The sequence below is a fragment of the Streptomyces scopuliridis genome, assembly GCF_042790125.1.
In the GTDB taxonomy this organism is placed as follows: Bacteria; Actinomycetota; Actinomycetes; order Streptomycetales; family Streptomycetaceae; genus Streptomyces; species Streptomyces scopuliridis_A.
Genome location: NZ_JBHTZS010000029.1, coordinates 40964 through 58792, shown reverse-complemented (window position 1 = coordinate 58792; position 17829 = coordinate 40964). Strand labels below are relative to the sequence as shown.

Annotated in this window: 18 protein-coding genes; 11 read left to right on the top strand and 7 right to left on the bottom strand. The window is 70.8% G+C overall.

The genetic code is table 11. From position 1 onward, the window contains the following. Positions 1 to 298 precede the first annotated feature (298 nt). Positions 299 to 1864 carry an FAD-dependent monooxygenase gene (locus ACFRKB_RS31380; protein WP_383109998.1) on the top strand — a complete coding sequence of 522 codons (1566 nt, stop codon included), beginning with the start codon at positions 299 to 301 and terminating at the stop codon, positions 1862 to 1864. A 52-nt stretch (positions 1865 to 1916) separates the two neighbouring features. Here ACFRKB_RS31380 and ACFRKB_RS31375 read toward each other — a convergent pair whose 3' ends face one another. After that, entirely contained in the window at positions 1917 to 2588 is a 672-nt protein-coding gene (locus ACFRKB_RS31375) for a ScbR family autoregulator-binding transcription factor (protein WP_383109997.1), read from the bottom strand. Positions 2589 to 2789: 201 nt separating this feature from the next. Beyond that, the gene (locus ACFRKB_RS31370; RefSeq protein WP_383109996.1) at positions 2790 to 3815 is read right to left on the bottom strand and encodes a ScbA/BarX family gamma-butyrolactone biosynthesis protein; all 1026 of its coding nucleotides are present in this window, start codon (positions 3813 to 3815) and stop codon (positions 2790 to 2792) included. Positions 3816 to 4081: 266 nt separating this feature from the next. Between ACFRKB_RS31370 and ACFRKB_RS31365 the strand changes: the two genes are divergently transcribed. The 4 genes from ACFRKB_RS31365 to ACFRKB_RS31350 all read left to right on the top strand — a co-directional run bounded on the left by ACFRKB_RS31365 (position 4082) and on the right by ACFRKB_RS31350 (position 6787). Continuing rightward, positions 4082 to 4945, top strand: a complete 864-nt coding sequence (locus tag ACFRKB_RS31365; protein WP_383109995.1) for an AfsR/SARP family transcriptional regulator — start codon at positions 4082 to 4084, stop codon at positions 4943 to 4945. A gap of 344 nt (positions 4946 to 5289) precedes the next feature. Continuing rightward, complete coding sequence (locus tag ACFRKB_RS31360; protein WP_383109994.1) at positions 5290 to 5502, top strand: hypothetical protein; 213 nt, start codon at positions 5290 to 5292, stop codon at positions 5500 to 5502. Beyond that, positions 5499 to 6092 (top strand): sigma-70 family RNA polymerase sigma factor, encoded by a 594-nt coding sequence (locus ACFRKB_RS31355; protein WP_383109993.1) that lies wholly within the window; start codon positions 5499 to 5501, stop codon positions 6090 to 6092. The genes ACFRKB_RS31360 and ACFRKB_RS31355 overlap by 4 nt, the downstream gene beginning before the upstream one ends. A 5-nt stretch (positions 6093 to 6097) precedes the next feature. Next, positions 6098 to 6787, top strand: a complete 690-nt coding sequence (locus tag ACFRKB_RS31350) for a hypothetical protein (protein ID WP_383109992.1) — start codon at positions 6098 to 6100, stop codon at positions 6785 to 6787. Positions 6788 to 6856: 69 nt separating this feature from the next. Here the strand turns inward: ACFRKB_RS31350 and ACFRKB_RS31345 are convergent, their stop codons facing one another. The 4 genes from ACFRKB_RS31345 to ACFRKB_RS31330 all read right to left on the bottom strand — a co-directional run bounded on the left by ACFRKB_RS31345 (position 6857) and on the right by ACFRKB_RS31330 (position 11798). Further along, positions 6857 to 7855 carry an alpha/beta fold hydrolase gene (locus ACFRKB_RS31345; RefSeq protein WP_383109991.1) on the bottom strand — a complete coding sequence of 333 codons (999 nt, stop codon included), beginning with the start codon at positions 7853 to 7855 and terminating at the stop codon, positions 6857 to 6859. A gap of 170 nt (positions 7856 to 8025) precedes the next feature. Next, positions 8026 to 8592, bottom strand: a complete 567-nt coding sequence (locus ACFRKB_RS31340; RefSeq protein ID WP_383109990.1) for a DinB family protein — start codon at positions 8590 to 8592, stop codon at positions 8026 to 8028. Positions 8593 to 8646: 54 nt separating this feature from the next. Then, a complete protein-coding gene (locus tag ACFRKB_RS31335; protein ID WP_383110017.1) occupies positions 8647 to 10125 on the bottom strand; it encodes an ATP-binding protein in 1479 nt (492 codons plus the stop codon). Positions 10126 to 10139: 14 nt separating this feature from the next. Further along, positions 10140 to 11798, bottom strand: a complete 1659-nt coding sequence (locus ACFRKB_RS31330) for an NAD(P)/FAD-dependent oxidoreductase (RefSeq protein WP_383109989.1) — start codon at positions 11796 to 11798, stop codon at positions 10140 to 10142. A 245-nt stretch (positions 11799 to 12043) separates the two neighbouring features. On the opposite strand from ACFRKB_RS31330, the gene ACFRKB_RS31325 reads away from it, so the two are divergent. Together ACFRKB_RS31325 and ACFRKB_RS31320 are read left to right on the top strand one after the other, a co-directional pair. Beyond that, positions 12044 to 13006 (top strand): ATP-grasp domain-containing protein, encoded by a 963-nt coding sequence (locus ACFRKB_RS31325; protein ID WP_383109988.1) that lies wholly within the window; start codon positions 12044 to 12046, stop codon positions 13004 to 13006. Further along, positions 13003 to 13839 (top strand): ATP-grasp domain-containing protein, encoded by an 837-nt coding sequence (locus ACFRKB_RS31320; RefSeq protein WP_383109987.1) that lies wholly within the window; start codon positions 13003 to 13005, stop codon positions 13837 to 13839. Before ACFRKB_RS31325 ends, ACFRKB_RS31320 begins: the two co-directional genes overlap by 4 nt. Positions 13840 to 13870: 31 nt before the next feature. Here the strand turns inward: ACFRKB_RS31320 and ACFRKB_RS31315 are convergent, their stop codons facing one another. Continuing rightward, positions 13871 to 14527, bottom strand: coding sequence for a CGNR zinc finger domain-containing protein (locus ACFRKB_RS31315; RefSeq protein WP_383109986.1), 657 nt, complete (start codon positions 14525 to 14527; stop codon positions 13871 to 13873). 122 nt (positions 14528 to 14649) lie between these two features. On the opposite strand from ACFRKB_RS31315, the gene ACFRKB_RS31310 reads away from it, so the two are divergent. The 4 genes from ACFRKB_RS31310 to ACFRKB_RS31295 all read left to right on the top strand — a co-directional run bounded on the left by ACFRKB_RS31310 (position 14650) and on the right by ACFRKB_RS31295 (position 17783). Further along, the gene (locus tag ACFRKB_RS31310) at positions 14650 to 15123 is read left to right on the top strand and encodes a TetR/AcrR family transcriptional regulator (RefSeq protein ID WP_383109985.1); all 474 of its coding nucleotides are present in this window, start codon (positions 14650 to 14652) and stop codon (positions 15121 to 15123) included. A gap of 305 nt (positions 15124 to 15428) precedes the next feature. After that, a complete protein-coding gene (locus ACFRKB_RS31305; protein WP_383109984.1) occupies positions 15429 to 15932 on the top strand; it encodes an O-acetyl-ADP-ribose deacetylase in 504 nt (167 codons plus the stop codon). A gap of 109 nt (positions 15933 to 16041) precedes the next feature. Then, complete coding sequence (locus ACFRKB_RS31300; protein ID WP_383109983.1) at positions 16042 to 17262, top strand: cysteine desulfurase-like protein; 1221 nt, start codon at positions 16042 to 16044, stop codon at positions 17260 to 17262. Between the two features lie 89 nt (positions 17263 to 17351). Beyond that, positions 17352 to 17783 (top strand): aminoglycoside adenylyltransferase domain-containing protein, encoded by a 432-nt coding sequence (locus ACFRKB_RS31295; RefSeq protein ID WP_383109982.1) that lies wholly within the window; start codon positions 17352 to 17354, stop codon positions 17781 to 17783. Positions 17784 to 17829 lie beyond the last annotated feature (46 nt).

Sequence of the window (17829 nt, the reverse complement as noted above, 5' to 3'; positions counted from 1 at the left end):
ACCGCACAGACCGGACCGCACAGACCGGGCCGCACAACAAGAACGCCCCCTCCGTCGGAGGGGGCGTCGTGCTGCTCGATCACGTCAGCCGGGGCTGGCGGCGGGATTCGTACCCGCGAACTGAGAAAACCATAGCCTGCGATCGCCGCGCGGTGATGCGGTTCGACGGACACACCGGCCGATGCGGGGGTGAATTCACCCATTCGGCCGAGCGGCAGGCGGTATTGATGCTGGTGGGGCCCGGGACGTAGGTTCCGGTCCGTGGGACGGACGGGATGGACGGGGCAGGGGGGGCCGGGTGGAGAAGTCCGGGACAGCGGACGCGCGGGTCGTGGTCGTCGGGGGCGGACCGGTCGGCATGCTGCTCGCCGCCGAGTTGGGGGCGTACGGCATCGACACCGTGGTCCTCGAAGCCCGTGCCGCCACGTCGGACCGGCCGAGGGCCACGACCGTGCACGCGCGGACGGTGCAGTCCCTGGCGCGGCGTGGCTACTTCCCGGCGCCCGACGCGGCGGCGGAGGGCACCGTCTCGCGGCCGTTCCATTTCGCCGGCCTGCCGGGGCTCCATATCACGGCTCCCGCGTCCGAACCCGAGCCCCTTCTGAAGGAAACCCAGGCGGCTCTGGAGCGGTCCTTCGAGGCACGGGCGCGAGCGGTCGGGGTGCGGGTGTTGCGTCAGCACCGGGTGACCGGAGTACGGCAGTACCGCGAGGGCGTGGAGGTGATGGCCGAAAGCCCGGAAGGCGTACGGGTGTTCCGCGCGGCGTACCTGGTGGGAGCGGACGGTTCACGCGGCGGTGTCCGTACGTGGGCGGGCATCTCGGCGGAGAGCCGCCCCGCGACCGTGTCCGCGCTGATGGGGCTGGTCCGCTTCACGGGCGAGCGGGTCCCGCCGCTCGGCTGGCACCGTACCCGCCGCGGCTGGATCGTCACCAAGACCATGGCGGACGGGCGCACCCTGGTCCGTACGCTCGACTGGACGGGCGGGCCCGGCGACCGCAACTCCCCTGTCACACTGGACGAGTTGCGCGACCGGGTGTCATGGATCGCCGGATACGACGTGGAGATGGCGGCCCCGAGCCGGCTGAGCCGGTTCAGTGACTTCGCGCGGCTGGCGGACAGCTACCGTGCCGGGCGGGTGCTGCTCGTCGGCGACGCGGCACACGTACATTTCCCGATCGGCGGGCAGGGCCTGAGCACGGGTCTGCTGGACGCGCTCAACCTCGGCTGGAAGCTGGCATTCACCGTGCGGGGCACCGCGGGCGCCGGTCTGCTCGACACGTATCACCACGAGCGCGGGCCCGCCGCCCGCCGGGTCATCGACAACACCCGCGTCCAGGTCGCCCTGATGCGTCCCGGTCCCGAACTCGACCCGCTGCGCGCGTTGTTCGCCGGGCTGCTCGCGGGCGACGAGGAGAAGCAAGGCGACGGCTCGGACGGAGGCGAGGACGGGGCCCGGCATCTGAGCGACATGATCAGCGGGCAGGACACCGTGGTCGCGCCCCGGTCCGGCCGGTCCTCGCGGTGGGAGGGACGGTTCCCGCGGAACACCGCGCTGATGACGGAGGCGGGCCCGGCGGATGTGATCGGGCTGCTGCGCGGCGGCCGGCCGCTGCTTCTGCTGTTCGGCGAGCGGGGCCTTCCGTACGCGGCCGACGCCCGGGGATGGGGTCATGTTCTCCGGGTGGTGCGGGCCGAGCCCGTACCGGTGCTGCCCTGCGACGCCCTGCTGGTACGCCCCGACGGCTATGTCGCCTGGTCGCCGGACGATGGTGCTCCGGGCGGCGCGGCCGAGGGCGGCGCGGCTGCGGACGGCGCGGGTCTGGGCGAGGCGCTGCGCGACTGGTTCGGCGGCCCGAGGTGAGCGCGGTCGCGCTGGACGGGCGTACTCCGTACTCCCGGCGGCCAGTGGCCGGTTACGGGTCGGTGGCCAGGCGTGGAGCGTCCTCCGTGTCGTGCTCGATCTCCGCGATGACGGCCCCGCCCCGCTGGGTGGTCAGATCCACGGAGGTGAGGACGGAGGAGAGAGCGATATTGGGCAGCAGATGGCGCAGCCACGCGGAGACACGGCTGTTGAGATCCCGGTAACCGGTGAGCGCCTGGGACATGGCCTGGATGCCGGCGAAGGAGCCCACGATGACATCGGCCGTCTCGGCGGGCTTCACATGCGGGAGCAGCTCACCCTGTTCCCGCGCCTTCTCCAGCAACCCCACAATGACACGGCTCCAGTTGAGGAAGGGGCCGGTGCGGTCGAGTCCGTGTGCCTGCTGGTCGAGGGAGAGCCGTACCCCGGCCCGGACCATGGGGTTGGTCTGGAGCCGGTGGGCGTGGAGTGTGATCACATCGACGGTTTCCTGGATCTTGCAGGCCCGCGCGGGGACCGTCAACCGCTGGTCCTGTTCGCTCAGTACGCCGAGAGCGAGGTCTTCCTTGGACGGGAAGTGGAAGTAGAGCGCGCCCTTGGTCAGGCCGGCGGTGGTGAGGATCTCCGTGATGGTGGCCGCCTGGTATCCGCGTTCCTCGAATACCTTCGCCGCGGCGGTCAGGATCGTCTGACGGGTACGGATGGCGCGGTCCTGTCTGGCCATGCCTCCACCTCCCACGCACAGGATTCATGAACTGTTCGACAGCGAGAAACAAACCGTCGGGTCCGTATCCTACAGAGCGTGGTGTGCGGGAGGCCGGGCCGGAAACACGCCGGCCGCTGTACGGCCGGACCTTGGCCGGACCCTGTGACGCGGAGAGCGACGTGGGGGGAGAGGGGCCGGCCGGCGTCTCGGGAGACGGTGTCAGTGACCCGGGAGCGGTGTGGTCACCACGGTGGAGGTGAAGACGGGTAAGCCGTTCTGGTGGCCGGTGACCAGGACCGTGTGCGCGTCGCCGGAGGCGGTGGCGGACGCGGAGTCAGTGGCGGAGGCGACGTGGTGTGCCTCGATCAGGCAGGGGCTGTCCAGCTCGGCGTAGCGCGTGAACTCGCTGTGTATGCCGGTGGGCAGCAGGGGCCAGGTGGCCAGGGCGGAGACCGCGCCCTGCCGGGCGGCCTCGATGAGGACCATGCCCGGTATGTGGTCGACGGGGTGGTCGAAGAGTGTGGGATGGCGGGTGTCCACTCTCAGCTGCCAGCGGTGCGGCGCGTCGGTGGGGGAGAGGACCACATCCGTCGGCGACAGCCGTCCCACACTCTGCGGCGGGACCGGTGCGATGAGGGGGAGCCGGGGCCGGTCGTCGCAGTGTGTGCGGTCGCCGCGGAGACGCCGGTAGACCTCGGGTGTGGTGCAGGTGTAGGAGGCGCTGCCGGTGGCGGCGATCTCTCCGTCACGCCTCAGCACGGCCTCGTACCGCAGTCCCGCCAGCTTCGTCCCGCGCCGCCGTACCTCGGTGCAGGTGATGTCGATGTCGAGCCCGGCGGGAGCGCCGCTGACGCGTAGTTGCTCGGGCCGGACCGTGTACGCGAGGTCCCGCATGAGGAACTGATGGGTGAGCGGGACATCGAACTCGGCATGGGCCAGAAGAGAACCGACCTGCCGGATTGTTTCCGTGGCCAGCAGTGGATCGTAGTGCGTACCGTCGACCGGGCTGAAGAAGCTGTGGCCGCGAGGCCACTGCGCGGTCACTCTGAAGTGGGTGTCGTCTCTTCGTTCCCAGCCGGTGAGCAGGACCTCGGCCACGGCGGCGCGATGGACGAACTCCTTGGGAACGGTCGTGGTGAGGGAGGGAAAACGGAACAGTGCCCGCCCGATGGCCGAGGCCCTTCCGTCCCCTTCGGGGAGGTGGCTGATGGGTCCGTGCTTCACCTGCAATGTGCTCGCGGACATATGTCCTCCACAGAGGCGCGGCGGCGAGGGGTGATGGGTGCACCCTCGCCGAGTGAAGATACATACCAGCCGGTTTCATTTCTAGGCCGCGTGATCGGCGTCGGATTGGCGCATAAAAAAACAGCATGGACGGTTTCATATTGACAATGGGTCGGTGCTGATTTTGAATCGACGGGCGTCGGCGAGCGCGCCCTTGAAGGGCTTCCGGACGCGCCGGGCGCACTGGTCTCAGCACTGGTCTCATACGTATCCGCAGAGGAGACGGCGTGGATATCGACGTACTGGGCGCGCTGGCCGTACGGGAGAACGGAATCTCGATCACGCCCACCGCCCCCAAGCCCCGGCAGGTCCTGGCTCTGCTGGCGCTGCACGCCGACCGGGTGGTGCCCGTGGCCGCGCTGATCGAGGAGCTGTGGGCGGGGGAGCCGCCGCGCAGCGCCCGGACCACCCTCCAGACCTATGTGCTGCAACTGCGCGCGCTCATCGCGACGGCCCTGGAACGTGACGCGGAGACCTCGGCGGCTCCCACTGCTCGCGAGTCTTCGGGGGAGGGCGAACGGCGCACCGCCAAGGACGTGTTGATCACCTTGCCGGGCGGCTATCTCCTGAACAGCGGTGACGGCACCAGCGATGTCCGTGAGTTCGACCGGCTCGCCGGGATGGGGTACCGGGCGATGGACGCCGGTGATTTCCCGGACGCGGCACGGCGGTTACGCGCGGCGCTCGCCCTCTGGACCGGGCCGGCCTTCGCCGGTGTGCAGGGCGGGGCGCAACTGGACATGGAGGCCAGGCGTCTGGAGGAGAGCCGCCTCTGCGCGCTCGACCAGCGCATCGAGGCCGATCTGCGGCTCGGCCGCCACCGGGAGCTGCTCGCCGAACTCACCGTGCTCGTCGGCCAGTACCCCAGCCATGAGAATCTGCACGGCCAGTTCATGCTGGCGCTGCACCGTTCGGGACGCCGGGGCGAGGCGCTGGACGTCTACCAGCGCCTGCGCGCCACTCTCGTCAAGGAGTTGGGCCTGGAGCCCTCCGACGCGCTGCGCCGGCTCCAGCACTCGATCCTGGTCGCCGCCCCCGAGGTCGCGGCTGCCCCCGAGGCCCCTGGGGAACATCTCGCCCACATCGGCTGAGAGTACGTGCCAGGTAGTGCGCCACAACTGAGTGATCTGCGCCACATTCGGATCGATTATGGATTGAACTCGACGCGGGGGTGACGGGCGGCGGCCCGGTTCGTGCTGTCGCGTCGGCGCAGGTCGGAGTCTGTCCGACGGTGTTCGACCGGTCACACGGTGTGGTGTGTGGGGTGGTTGAGGTGGTGTCTGCATGTAAGGGGACGATCGCTTTCCGTATTTTTCTTGGGTGTCGCGTTGCACGTTTGACCACCCCGGTCCGAAAAGCTGCTTCTTGAGGACATCGAAGTCCTCCAGCGCCAGCGGGGGTTCAAGGGTGCTGCTCAGTAGAAGAAGGACATGCCGTGACGCCCAACGACGTCTTCGCCCTGCTGGTGCTCGCCACCGCCGTGCGCGTCTTCGCCCCGGACCTGCGCTACCTGACGCGGCGTCTGCTGCGCGCCGGGGTGCGGGTGGGAGCTACCGCGCTGATAGAGGACCGCCACCGCGGTGCTCCTCGTGCTCCACGGACCGAAGTGCTCACGCCCGCAGCCCACGACGAGGAGGCCCAGCCGTGAACACCGATCTCCCGTCGCCGGACGACCACGGCGAATATCTGGCCGAGGTGCGGTACACCCTGCCGCCCGCCCTGGAAGCCTTCCACGACCTGTATGTGAAGGCGTATCTGAACTACGCCCACGCCATGCTCGGCGACAAGGCCGCCGCCGTCGCGGTGGTGCGCCGCTGCTTCTCCCATCTCGCCCTCAACTGGGAGCGCGTCATGCGGGCGGAGAGCCCGGAGGCGTACGCGTGGGCGCTGCTGAAGGCGCGGGTGGACACCCACTTGCGGCTGGCCGGTCTGGACCCCCAGCTGGTGGAGACCGCCGCGTTCCAGCGCACCGCCCGCGCGGTGCTGGAGTCGGTGCGCTGCACGTTCGAGGTGATGGAGACCTCGCTCGGCCTCTACACCGCGATCGCCTCCCTGCCCGAGCGGCAGTACGACGTGATCGTGCTGCTGTACGTACTGGGCTACCCCTCGTACCGGGTCGCCCGCATCATGGGCGTCGAGCGCGACACCGTCCGTTCCCACCGGCGGCTTGCCAAGCGGCGTATCGCCCAGAAACTCGGTCTGCCTCTCTACGCGGACGCCGACAAGGAGAAGGAGTGAACCCCATGCAGCCCCCGCGCGGCATCGACGAAGTCCTGGAAGACGCTGTGATCCCCGACGCGTTCGCCGAGTACGACCTCGCCGCCTCCAAGGCGCAGATCGCCCGTGATGTCGCCGACACCCTCATGTTCGACAGCTCCGGCGCCCGTAGCGCCGGTATCGCCCGTCCCGACCCGGCGGCTCCGGCCGGCTTCTTCCCGACCGTCCACGATCAGGCGGGCAAGGATCTGCACGCCCTGTCGGCCGAGGCGCTGCACGGCATCGACGCGGCCGGACAGCTGGCCGGGCTCGCCAACTCCCGCCGTATCGACCCCGATGGCGCGCTGCACTTCGCCTGCCTGCTGAATCTGGCCGGCTGGCACGAGGGCGCCCAGTTCTGGTGGCAGTTCGCGGCCGGCGCGGGCAACCCCACGGCCGCCTACTGCCTCTATCTCCTTCACCTCGGCAGAGGCGAGCGGCGCGACGCCGCGCACTGGGCGGACCAGGCCGCCGATCTCGACTCCGGGCTCGTGGCGCTCCCGGCGGGGCGGCTCAGCGTCTGCTACCCCACCACACACCACCGGCGCCCGCCCAGCCCCGCGTTGCGCGCGGCCGTACAGCGTCTGACGATCGAGGAGGACGAGGAGTTCGGCAGCGTTCCCCACCCCGACCCGCATCTCGCGGAGCAGATCGGGGAACTCGCCGACGCGCTGTGAGCGTGCCCGGCCCGCGCCATCGGGGTCCGCGGGCCATGCACCGCCCCATCCGCTCGTTGCCGTCCCCCGTCAGCGCCGAGCCGCACCCGGCAGGGAGCGCAGCCACTCGGTCAGCAGCCGGTTGACCTCGTCCGCGCGCTCCTGCTGCACCCAGTGCCCGCACCCGTCGAGGATGTGCGAGGAGACCAGACCGGGGAGCGTGGTGGGGTACGCCTTGATCGCGTCGGCCAGCCAGGTCGTGGACGCGTCGAGCGCACCGCCGATGAACAGCGACGGCTGGGTGATCGGCGCGCCGTCCCACGCGGCGAGATCCTCCCAGTCCCGGTCCATGGTGCGGTAGCGGTTGAGCGCTCCGGTCAGCCCCGTCCGCTCGAACTCGTGCGCGTAGACGTCGAGATCGGCCTCGTCCAGCCACGAGGGCAGGGATCCGCCGGGGAAGCGGTCGGAGAGCTTTCCGCCCGGCGGGACGAAGTGCGGGTCGCCGCCGTCGGCCGGGGGAGCCGCGTCGCCCGACAGCACGCCGTAGAACCCCGCCAGCCAGCCGCGGACGTCGCGCTCGATCTCCGCCTCCGCCCGGCCGGGCCGCTGGAAGTAGCTGACATAGAACTCTTCGGGCCCGCCCATCATGGCGAAGGCGTCCGTCGGCCGGAAACCGTTGCGGGGCGCGTAGGGGACGCTGAGCAGCCCCACGGCGGTGAAGACATCGGGCCTGAGCAGCGCCGTGTTGGCGGCGATGGCCGAGCCCCAGTCATGGCCGACGACGACCGCGGTCTCCTCGCCGAGCGCGCGGACGACACCGACGTTGTCGGCGACATGGGCCAGCATCCGGTACGCCTCGATGTCGTGGGGCTTCGAGGACCGCCCGTACCCCCGGACGTCGATGGCCACCGCCCGGAACCCGGCCGCGGCGAGCACCGGCAGCTGGTGGCGCCAGGAGTACCACGACTCCGGGAACCCATGGACCAGCAGGACCAGCGGACCGGTGCCCTGCTCCACCAGATGGATCCGGCCGCCCGGAACATCCACCAACCGGTGGGTCGCTTCCGGCATCTGAGCGGGCTGAGACATGAGTCCTCCTTGAGCTGTCCTGCGTCGGTCGTGCGGCGGCGTGCCACGGCGGGGCCGCTGTCGGTCAGCACCCCGCCGTGCCGTGCACCGCCGCCACGACCATGTCGCCGCGCCACACTCCGGGCAAGTTTCATTGCCGAGTCGGCAAAACCGGCTCGGCCATGGCCCGGCTACGGCTCGGTGACGCCTTCTACGGTGTGTCCCTGCGGCGTGTCCGTGGACGCCGCACGCAGCAGCCGGAGCTGGCCTATTTCGGCGGCGTTCTTCATCAGCTCGGAATTCACCCAGCCGACCATATGGGCGACGGTGTGCTCGGGGTCGTCCTGCCACGGGAACGGGGCGGTCGCGTCCAGGTCGGCGTCGGTGAGCCGGTCCAGCACCGTCAGCCACTCCTCACGGAGTCCCCGCAGCCAGGCGATGGCCGCCTCGCCGTCACCCGGCCACCCGATCTCCTTCCGCTCCCGTGGCGTCCGTCCCCGCGCGTGATCGATGGTCACGCTCCACCACCACCCGATGTGCCAGCTCAGCCAGCCGACCGTGGGAACAGGGATGAGGCCGGGCTCGGTCTCCGCCCAGTCCGGCACCCATGTTCCGCCGGCGTCCTGCCGTACCGTCCAGCAGTGGGACACCGGCTCCCACAGGAAGTCCGCGGGCTCCAGCCGCTCCAGGTGGTAGTCGAAGAGCTGCCACGTGAGACCGAACTGCCAGCCCAGCAGATCGCATCGGGATACGTCCATCGGCCGACCCTGCCACGCAGTCGCCGCGTGTGGAAAACCGTTTTCCGGCGGGGGTCAGCCCCTGGCGGCGGAGCCGGCCGCGCCGGCGGGATCGGACGGGGCAGTGGGATCGGACGGGTCGGCCGGGTCGGTGACCGGTGTGATCGGCAGGCACACCTGGAACCGCGTATGGCCCGGCCGCGAGTCCACCCTGATGTCGCCGTGGTGCTTGTTCACGACGATGCGGTACGAGATGTCCAGGCCGAGGCCGGTCCCCTCGCCCACCGACTTCGTGGAGAAGAACGGCTCGAAGATCCGTGGCCTGACCTCCGGGGGAATACCGCCCCCGGTGTCCGTCACCTCCACGAACAGCCGGTCGCCCTCCCTCCTCGTCCCCAGCGTGAGAGTGCCCTCGCCCTCCATGGCGTCGACCGCGTTGTCGATCAGGTTCGTCCACACCTGGTTCAGCTCGGCGCCGAACGCCGGGACCGGAGGCAGCGTACGGTCGTACTCCTTCACCACCCGGATCCCGGCGGGGATCTTCGCCCGCATCATCGTCAGCGTGGCATCGAGCAGCGTGTGCACATCCACGACCTGATGCGGCGCCCGGTCCAGCTGGGAGTACTGCTTGGCCGCCCCGACCAGGTCCGAGACCCGGGTCACGGCGTCATCGATCTCCCCCATCAGGAGTTCGGTGTCGATGGTGTACGCCAGCCAGCGGACCGCCGAGTCCAGATGGTCCGCACCCACCGTCTCGGCGGCCGTCGTCAGCCAGGGCACATTGACTCCTCCGGAGACCAGGATGGGCGCGATGTCCCACGGGGCCGCCACTCCGTGCTCATCGAGCCAGTCCGTGATCTCGTCCTCGGCGTCCGAGGCGTCCAGCGCCGACAGGGGCGAGGCCGCCGCGGCCTGCTTGACCGCCGCGTCCTGGATCTCCACCAGTCCGCGCAGCCGGGTGCCGTCCAGCCGGCCGTCCGCGATCAGGGCGAGTTTGTGCCGCATACCGGCCACCCGCTCGCGCAGCGCCTCGGTGGCCCGCACCGCCGCCGCGGCCGGATTGTTGAGTTCATGGGTGAGACCCGCGGACAGCGCTCCCAGCGCGACCAGCCGCTCCCGCTCGCCCAGGATCGTGTCCGCGGCGCGGTAGCCGAAGAAGAGTCCCTCCAGCAGATGGAGCGCCATCGGGAACCAGGAGCGTATGGCCCCGGCGAACTCATCGGCCGGCAGGACGAAGAACTCCGCGTCGCTGACGGCCCGCAGTGTGTTCGGATAGACCTGGTCGACGCGGTCACCGAGATACGCCTGCGTCGCCCCGCTGTAGACACCGCGCCGGTCGGTCCTGGTGACCTCGATGTCATCGCCGTGCAGCCGCCTGCTGAGTGTCACGGCACCGCTGAGCAGCACGAAGAAGCAGGTGGCGGGCTCCCCCTCGTTATAGACGGCCTTTCCGCCGGTCCGCTGCTCCACCCTGCCCCGCTCCGAGAGCCAGGCCAGCTGGTCCTCGTCGAGCGCCTCGAACAGGAACAGGGTGCGCAGTTCCGCCGGTGTCATACGGTTCGAAGCGCTCACTGTGACTCCAAGTAGCGGTGGACCAGGGAAATGGCCATCGCGCCGTCACCGACGGCGGAGGCGACACGCTTGAGCGACGCGGCACGGACATCACCGGCCGCGAACACCCCCGGCACGCTGGACTCCAGGTGGTACGGGTCCCGCGGCAGCGGCCAGTTGGCCGGCCGCCGTCCGTCGGCCACCAGATCGGGGCCGGTGATCACAAACCCCCGCTCGTCCCGCTCGACCACGCCCTCCAGCCACTCCGTACGCGGCTCGGCCCCGATGAAGACGAACAGCCAGGACGAGTCGACCGTGTCCGTCGCCCCCGACCGGACGTCCCGCAGCGTGATCTGCTGCAAGTGGCCGTCGCCCTTGCCGCCGACCGCCTCGGTCCAGGGGTGGACCACGATGTGGTCGATGTCGTTGATCTGATCGATCAGATAGCTGGACATCGATCTGGTCAGACCGGCGCCCCTGATCAGCAGATGCACCCGCCGCGCGTAGCGGGAGAGATACACGGCCGCCTGTCCCGCCGAGTTCGCGCCGCCCACCAGGTACACCTCGTCGCCCGCGCAGGTGGACGCCTCGGTGACGGTGGACCCGTAGAAGACCCCCGCCCCCGTGAACTCGTCCAGGCTGGAGGTGGCCAGCCGGCGGTACGAGACGCCGGTGGCGAGCACCACCGTATGGGCGGTGATGGCGCTGCCCTGCCCGAACCGCACGACCCGGCCCGATCCGGCCGCCTCCAGCCCGACGACCTCGCGGGCACTGAGGATCTCGGCGCCGAACCTCAGCGCCTGGCGGCGGGCCCGGTCGGTGAGCTGGGCTCCGGAGACGCCGTCGGGGAACCCGAGATAGTTCTCGATCCTGCTGCTCTGGCCCGCCTGCCCGCCGGTCGCCTCGCGCTCGACCAGCACCGTACGCAGCCCCTCGGACGCGCCGTACACGGCGGCGCCGAGCCCGGCCGGACCGCCGCCGACCACCACGAGATCGTAGAAATCCGAGGTGGGGACGGTGCTCAGCCCGACATGCGCGGCGAGCTCCTTCTCGGCCGGTGCCACCAGCGACGTGCCGTCGGCGGTGACCACCAGCGGTACATCGCCGGGGGTCACTCCGGCGGCCTCCAGCAGCCGGGCGCCCTCGGGCTCGTCGGCGGGCAGCCAGCGGTACGGCACCAGATTGCGGGCGAGGAAGTCGCGTACCGCGAAGGACGGGGCGGACCAGCGGTGCCCCACCACCCGGGTCTCGTTGATGCCCGGATCCGGGGTGGTCGCCCAGGCGTCCAGCAGCTCGTCGATCACCGGGTACAGATGCTCCTCCGGCGGGTTCCACGGCTTGAGGAGGTAGTGATCCAGATCGACGACATTGATCGCGTCGATGGCCGCGCCCGTATCCGCGTACGCGGTCAGCAGCACCCGCCGCGCGAGCGGGAAGAGGTCCATCGCCGCTTCGAGGAACTCGATGCCGTTCATCTGCGGCATCCGGTAGTCGGCGAGCATCACCGCGAGCCGGTCCCCGCGCAGCTTGATCTCCCGCAGCGCCTCCAGCGCCTCCGCCCCGGAGACGGCGCGTACGACCCGGTACTGATCGCCGTATCTGCGCCGGATATCGCGGGCGACCGCTCTGGAGACCGCTGGATCGTCATCGACGGTCAAGATCGTCGGGTTCGCCATGCCATCACCATCGCCTGAGGACGAAACGGCCTTCAGACATTCAGTCTACGAGCGCCCGCCCGCTACGCCTCCAGACGTGCTGCCCCGCGCGATGTTCATGATCTTCGCCTCGGCCTGGCCGGCAGGCCCCGCTGAGGACAGGTGGGGCTGGTGGGGCTGGTGAGCGGCCCGGTTACGGTGGGGCAGGACATGGTCTCCGAGATGTCAGCTGTCCGTTGACGTCCGGGGGTTGCGGGGGAGGGTCGATGAGGTTCTGTTTTGTGGTGGAGGAGCAGTACCGGTTCGACGGCATGCCCGTGGAGGTGATCCGTCAGCTCGGTGTGTGGGGGCACCGGGTGGACGTGGTGCGGCCGGGCACGTCACTGCTGCGGTTGTCCGAGGTCGTACGGGCGGGCGGACATGACGCGTGGGTACTGAAGACGGTGTCCGGGGGCCCGGGGCTGGCGTTGCTGGAGGCCGCCGCGGCGGTCGGGCTGACGACGGTGAACGACGCGCGGTCGATCCGCGGCGTACGGGACAAGGTGGCGGCGGCGGTGGTCGGCCGCGCCCGGGGACTGCCCGTTCCCGAGACATACGCCGTCGCCCGCCCCGAGTTGCTGGCGGAGCTTCCCGCGACGGCGTTTCCGCTGGTGGTCAAGCCCGCCGAGGGGAGTTCGGGGCGGGGCGTGCGGCTGGTGCGGTCACCGGACCGGCTGGCGGCGGTGAGCGCCGGACCGTCGGCGGAGGGGATGCTGATAGCCCAGCCGTACATTCCCAACTCGGGCGTCGATCTGAAGGTGTACGGCGTGGGCGGCGAACTGTTCGCGACGGAGCGGTCCTCACCGCTTCATCCCGGGCGGCCCCGGCGGGAGCGGTCCGTTCCGTTGCCGGCGGAGGTCGCGAGGACGGTCGCCGAGGCCGGTGAGGTCCATGGGCTCGATCTGTTCGGGGTGGATGTGCTGCTGGGCCCGGATGGTCCGGTCATCGTCGATGTGAACGATTTCCCGAGCTTCCGGTGCGTGCCGGACGCGGTGGCGCGCGTGGCGAGGGCGGTGCTTGAACTCGCCCGTACGGGAGGTACTGCCCCTGGCGCGGCGGCGGTTGGCCCGTTCCCGCAGTCGGTGCCGGTGTCCGAGCCGGCTCCGGTGCCGGAGTCCGAGTCCGTTTCGCTGCTGACGTCCGCCGGGGTTCCGTTCCGGATACCCGCGACGGCGGGTGAGGCCGGATGAGGATCTGTCTGATCACGCCCCGGCCCGATCACCCGGTGCTCGCCGCCACCACCGCGCTGCTGACCCCCCGCCACCAGGTGGAGTCCATCGACCCGGAATCGGAGGGCGACGGCGCGCCGGGGGATCCGTCGGTTCCGGGTCCGCTCGCCGACGTCTATCTGCTGAAGGCACGGACACCGCGTGCGCTGGCCCTGGCCAGATCCTTCGAGGAGCGTGGGGCCCCGGTGCTGAACCCGGCGGCGGCGACCGCGCTGTGCCAGGACCGTACGGAGATGGCCGGCCTGGCCCGGCGCGCGGGGCTGCCGTTCGCCGCCACCCGGACCGTGGCGAGCCTCGCCGGACTCGCCGGACTCGCCGGACTCGCCGACGGGCGGGATCTGCCGTATCCCCTGGTGGTCAAGAGCCGGCACAGCCGGCGCCACGACCTCGTCACCCGGGTCGACAGCGCCGCGCGACTGCGCGGACTGGGTGCCGCCTGGGCCCAGGAGCCGGTAGTGGTCCAGGAGTTCACCGCGAACAGCGGCTGGGACCACAAGCTCTGGGTGATCGGTGGACAGGTCTTCGCCGCCCTGCGCCGCTCGGAACTGGCCGAGGACGGGCGGGGCCCGACGCTCCCGCTCGAACTCGGCGATCTGCCCCATGGCTGGCAGGACTTGGCGCGCGCGGTCGGTTCCGTATTCGCGCTGGAGGTGTACGGCGTCGATGTGATCGACGCGGGCGACGGCACCCCGCTGATCGTGGACATCAACGCGTTTCCGGGAATACGCGGCCAGAAGGGCGCCCCGGAAGCCCTCGCGGCGCTGGCGCTACGGGCGGCGGCCCGGCGGGCGTAGTACCGACCAGGGCCGTCGGCGTGGGCGCCGCTCACCGGCTGTCCGTGTCGCCCGCGCCCCGTGAGTCCGGACGGCGACGGGCGTCCTCCCGACGGGCGACCTCCCGGCGGGCGTCCTCCTGTCGGCGGGCGCGGTGGCTGGCGACGTTCAGCCGGTTGCCGCACACCTCGGGCATGCAGTAGCGGCGGCGCCCGGCCTTGCTGGTGTCGACGAACATCCCCGCGCACACCGGCGACGCGCAGCGCCGGAACCGGTCGTGGCTCAGGGTCCGCAGGGCGCCGAGCAGTCCGGTGCCCATCAGAACGGCCAGTTCGTCGGCGACGGACGTATCCGGTGAGGTCGCGACGTACCACTGCCAGCGGTCCTCGGCGTCGCGGTACAGGGACGGGCCGATGCCGGCCCGTGCGACCAGCGCGCTCGCGGCTGCGACGACATGTTCCTCGGCGTCGGCCTCAAGGATGGCGCGGATCTCCGCGCGCAGGGCGCGTACGGCGTCGAGATCGGCGTCGTCCGGCTGCCGGCCGTCGGCCAGCGCGTCGGGCCGGACGTCATGTTCGGCCAGGAAGCCCGCCAGCACGGCGGGGCCGGTCAGGATCTCACCCCGGGCCGTCTGGACCACGGGCGAGGTGTTGACCAGATCGGTCGCTACGCCCGCCCCCAGCTTGTAATCGGAAAAAGGAATCTTCAAGCCTTACTCCATGCTAGGGTAACCGGATAAATCAACTATACCCATTAGCCCTTGCGCCGGCTCGGAGCCGACCGGCAGGGGCCGATGCGCCAGCGCCCCGGAACACCGCTGAGGAGAACACCATGGACACCGCTCCCTTCCTGGCCTACCTCGACGGACGCCACGTCCGCTGGCAGCTGACGCTCGACGAGTGTGTCGACAACGCCGGCGACGATCCACGCGCCCGGCTCCTCGCCGTCTTCGACGCTCTGCGGTCGTGGGCCGCCTCATCGCCGGGCTTCCGCAGCTGCGCGCTCGTCAACGCCATGGTCGAGCTGGCCGACCCGCGGCACCCGGCCCGCTCCGTGACCGCGGCCCACAAGCGGTCGCTGCGCGCCAGGATGCTGGAGCTCGCCGAGGCGACGGGCGCGCCCGATCCCGGCCTGCTCGTGGACCAGCTCCTGCTGGTCTACGAGGGAGCGATCGCCGGACACGCGACGGGCAGCGTCGAGAAGGCCGAGGACAAGGCCCACATCACCGCGCGCCGGCTGATCGCCGCCGCCACCCCGCACCCCTTGGACACCTTCTGGGCCGGCCCCGAACCGACGTCGCGCTAGGGCCTGTCCGGCGACAGGCCCTAGGCCCTGTCTGACAAATCCCGCCTGGCTCGCGACGCCTGGCACGCACGCTCGCTGCGTTGTCGGGATCACCCCGGTACGTCCAGTACTGGGGAGACCCTCCGCCTTGCGATCGCCGCTCGGCATCCGAAGGAGAAGTCAAGGCGCCGAGACGGAGAGAGCGCAGCGAACGTAGTGCACCAGACGCCGCGAGCCCCGCCCTCCGGGCGGACGGCGCTATTTGTCAGACAGGGCCTAGCGCGCTGTGCGGGGGATGTCCCAGGTCAGCTGGCATCATCGGGCGCATGGCACTGATCGAGGTCGTACAGGGTGACATCACGCGCCAGGACGTGGACGCCATCGTCACCGCGGCGAACCAGTCGCTGCGGGGCGGCGGCGGGGTGGACGGCGCGATTCACCGGGCGGCCGGGCCGCGGCTCGCCGAGGCGGGCGCCTCGATCGGGCCCTGCCCGCCCGGCGACGCGATGGCGACGCCCGCCTTCGACCTCGACCCACCGGTCAGGCATGTGATCCATACCGTCGGACCGGTCTGGAGGGACGGACAGCACGGCGAGGCCGAGACCCTCGCCTCCTGCTACCTCCGCTGCCTTGAGGTCGCCGACGAACTGGGCGTCAGGACCCTCGCCATTCCGGCCATCTCCACGGGCGTGTACGGGTTCCCGGCGGAGCGGGCGGCGCGGATCGCCGTCGCCACCGTCAGATCCTCGCCGACCGCTGTCGGGCGGATCCGGCTCATCGCGTTCGACCGCGCGACACACGAGCTGCTGACAGCCGCCCTCGCGGAGTAGCCGTCTCCCGCCCCCGGAACCGGATCCGGCACTTCCCGTACGGTCCGGACCACGCCAGGCTGGGGCCGGCACGAGCCGGCAGAGTCATCAGCGAGAGGAACCGACGGCAATGACGTTCGACGTGGCAGCGATACGCGCGTCCTATCCCGCACTCGACGGCGGACCGGCCTATCTCGACGGCGCGGCCGGCACGCAGGTGCCGGCCTCCGTCATCGACGCCATCACGGACGCGTACCGGTCCGGGATCGGCAATGTGGGCGGCTCGTTCGCGGCCAGTCGACGCGCGGGGGAGATCGTCTCCGACTGCCGCCGGGCGGTCGCCGATCTGGTCGGCGGGGTCCCCGAGGGCATCGTCCTGGGCCCCAACACCACATCGCTCATCTACCGCTTCTCCCGGACTCTCGGTTCGACCTGGCGGCCGGGTGACGAGATCGTGGTGTCCCGGCTGGACCATGACGCGAACATCCGGCCGTGGCTCCAGGCGGCGGCCCGCGCGGGCGCGGTCGTACGGTGGGCCGAGGTCGACCCGGCGACGGGCGAACTGCCGGTGGAGCAGTACGACACACTGCTCGGCGACCGCACCCGCCTGGTCGCGGTGACGGCGGCCAGCAACATCCTCGGTACGCGCCCCGATGTCGCGGCCATCACCGCCAAGGCGCACGCCGTCGGCGCCCTGACGTATGTGGACGGCGTCCACGCCACCCCGCACGGCCCCGTCGATGTCACAGCGCTGGGCGCGGACTTCTACGCGACGAGCGCCTACAAGTGGTCGGGTCCGCATATCGGCGCGGTGGCGGCGGACCCACGGCTGCTGGAGTCCCTGAGCCCGGACAAGCTGGTCTGTTCGCCGGCCGCCGTGCCGTCCCGGTTCGAGACCGGCACGGCGCCCTTCGCGGACCTGGCCGGGGTCACGGCCGCCGTCGACCATCTGGCCGCCCTCACCGGCCCCGCTCCGGGGGACCGGCGCGAGCGGCTGCTCCGGTCGATGGGCGCCGTGGAGAAGTCCGAGCGTGAACTGTTCGCCGTGATGCGGCGGGGGCTGGCCGAACTGCCCGGGGTCACGCTCTACGGCGAGCCCGCGCAGCGGACCGCGACCGCCTACTTCCGGGTGGCGGGCCATACACCGAGAGAGGTCTCGGAATGGTTGGCGGCCCGCGGGGTCAATGTCTGGGACGGGCACTGCTACGCCTGGGAACTGGCCGGTGCGCTGGGGCTGCGGGACACCGGAGGCGCGGTACGGGCCGGGCTGGTGCACTACAACGACCGCTCGGACGTGGACCGCCTGCTGGCGGCTGTCGCGGAGCTGGCGGGTACGAAGGGGCGCCCGTGACAGGCGCGGATACAGCTCCAGGTACGGGTCCAGGTACAAGTCCAGGTACAAGTCCAGGTATCGAGGACGTCGTTCACCTGCTTCACCAGGTGCTCGGCGCGGATGTCATCGGCAGCTGTCTGCACGGTTCCGCCGTGCTCGGCGGTCTGCGGCCACACAGCGACATCGATGTGTTCGCCGTGGTCCGGCGGCCCACAACAGTGCGACAGCGACGCGTACTTGTCGACGGGCTGCTGGAACTCTCCGGCGAGCGGGCCCGGCACGGCCCCGCTCGCCCCGTCGAGTCGACCGTCGCGACCGGATCGGTCGCCGCCAAGGACGCCGCCGCCGATCGGGCGCTCGCGCGGCTTCCGGCGGAGCACCGTCCGCCGCCGGCACGCGCGCGAGCGATCTGTCTCGGAGACGAGGAGGAGCGCCGGGACGACCTTCTGCCGTACGTCGGCGCGTACGCCGACCATGTCGTGGCGGCGATCGGACGCGGCACGACGGGGCCGGATGTCACCCCTCGTGGCTATTGTTGAGGAGTATGAGGGAGACCGGGGGAACTTCCGAATACTTGTCGGGGGA

Excerpts from the sequence above, each read along its gene's own strand:
- ACFRKB_RS31300 (WP_383109983.1), top strand. The coding sequence starts at position 16,042 with ATGACGTTCGACGTGGCAGCGATACGCGCGTCCTATCCCGCACTCGAC.
- ACFRKB_RS31330 (WP_383109989.1), bottom strand. The coding sequence starts at position 11,798 with ATGGCGAACCCGACGATCTTGACCGTCGATGACGATCCAGCGGTCTCC.
- ACFRKB_RS31350 (WP_383109992.1), top strand. The coding sequence starts at position 6,098 with ATGCAGCCCCCGCGCGGCATCGACGAAGTCCTGGAAGACGCTGTGATC.
- ACFRKB_RS31310 (WP_383109985.1), top strand. The coding sequence starts at position 14,650 with ATGGACACCGCTCCCTTCCTGGCCTACCTCGACGGACGCCACGTCCGC.
- ACFRKB_RS31370 (WP_383109996.1), bottom strand. The coding sequence starts at position 3,815 with ATGTCCGCGAGCACATTGCAGGTGAAGCACGGACCCATCAGCCACCTC.
- ACFRKB_RS31320 (WP_383109987.1), top strand. The coding sequence starts at position 13,003 with ATGAGGATCTGTCTGATCACGCCCCGGCCCGATCACCCGGTGCTCGCC.
- ACFRKB_RS31335 (WP_383110017.1), bottom strand. The coding sequence starts at position 10,125 with ATGACACCGGCGGAACTGCGCACCCTGTTCCTGTTCGAGGCGCTCGAC.
- ACFRKB_RS31345 (WP_383109991.1), bottom strand. The coding sequence starts at position 7,855 with ATGTCTCAGCCCGCTCAGATGCCGGAAGCGACCCACCGGTTGGTGGAT.
- ACFRKB_RS31325 (WP_383109988.1), top strand. The coding sequence starts at position 12,044 with ATGAGGTTCTGTTTTGTGGTGGAGGAGCAGTACCGGTTCGACGGCATG.
- ACFRKB_RS31305 (WP_383109984.1), top strand. The coding sequence starts at position 15,429 with ATGGCACTGATCGAGGTCGTACAGGGTGACATCACGCGCCAGGACGTG.
- ACFRKB_RS31340 (WP_383109990.1), bottom strand. The coding sequence starts at position 8,592 with ATGGACGTATCCCGATGCGATCTGCTGGGCTGGCAGTTCGGTCTCACG.
- ACFRKB_RS31375 (WP_383109997.1), bottom strand. The coding sequence starts at position 2,588 with ATGGCCAGACAGGACCGCGCCATCCGTACCCGTCAGACGATCCTGACC.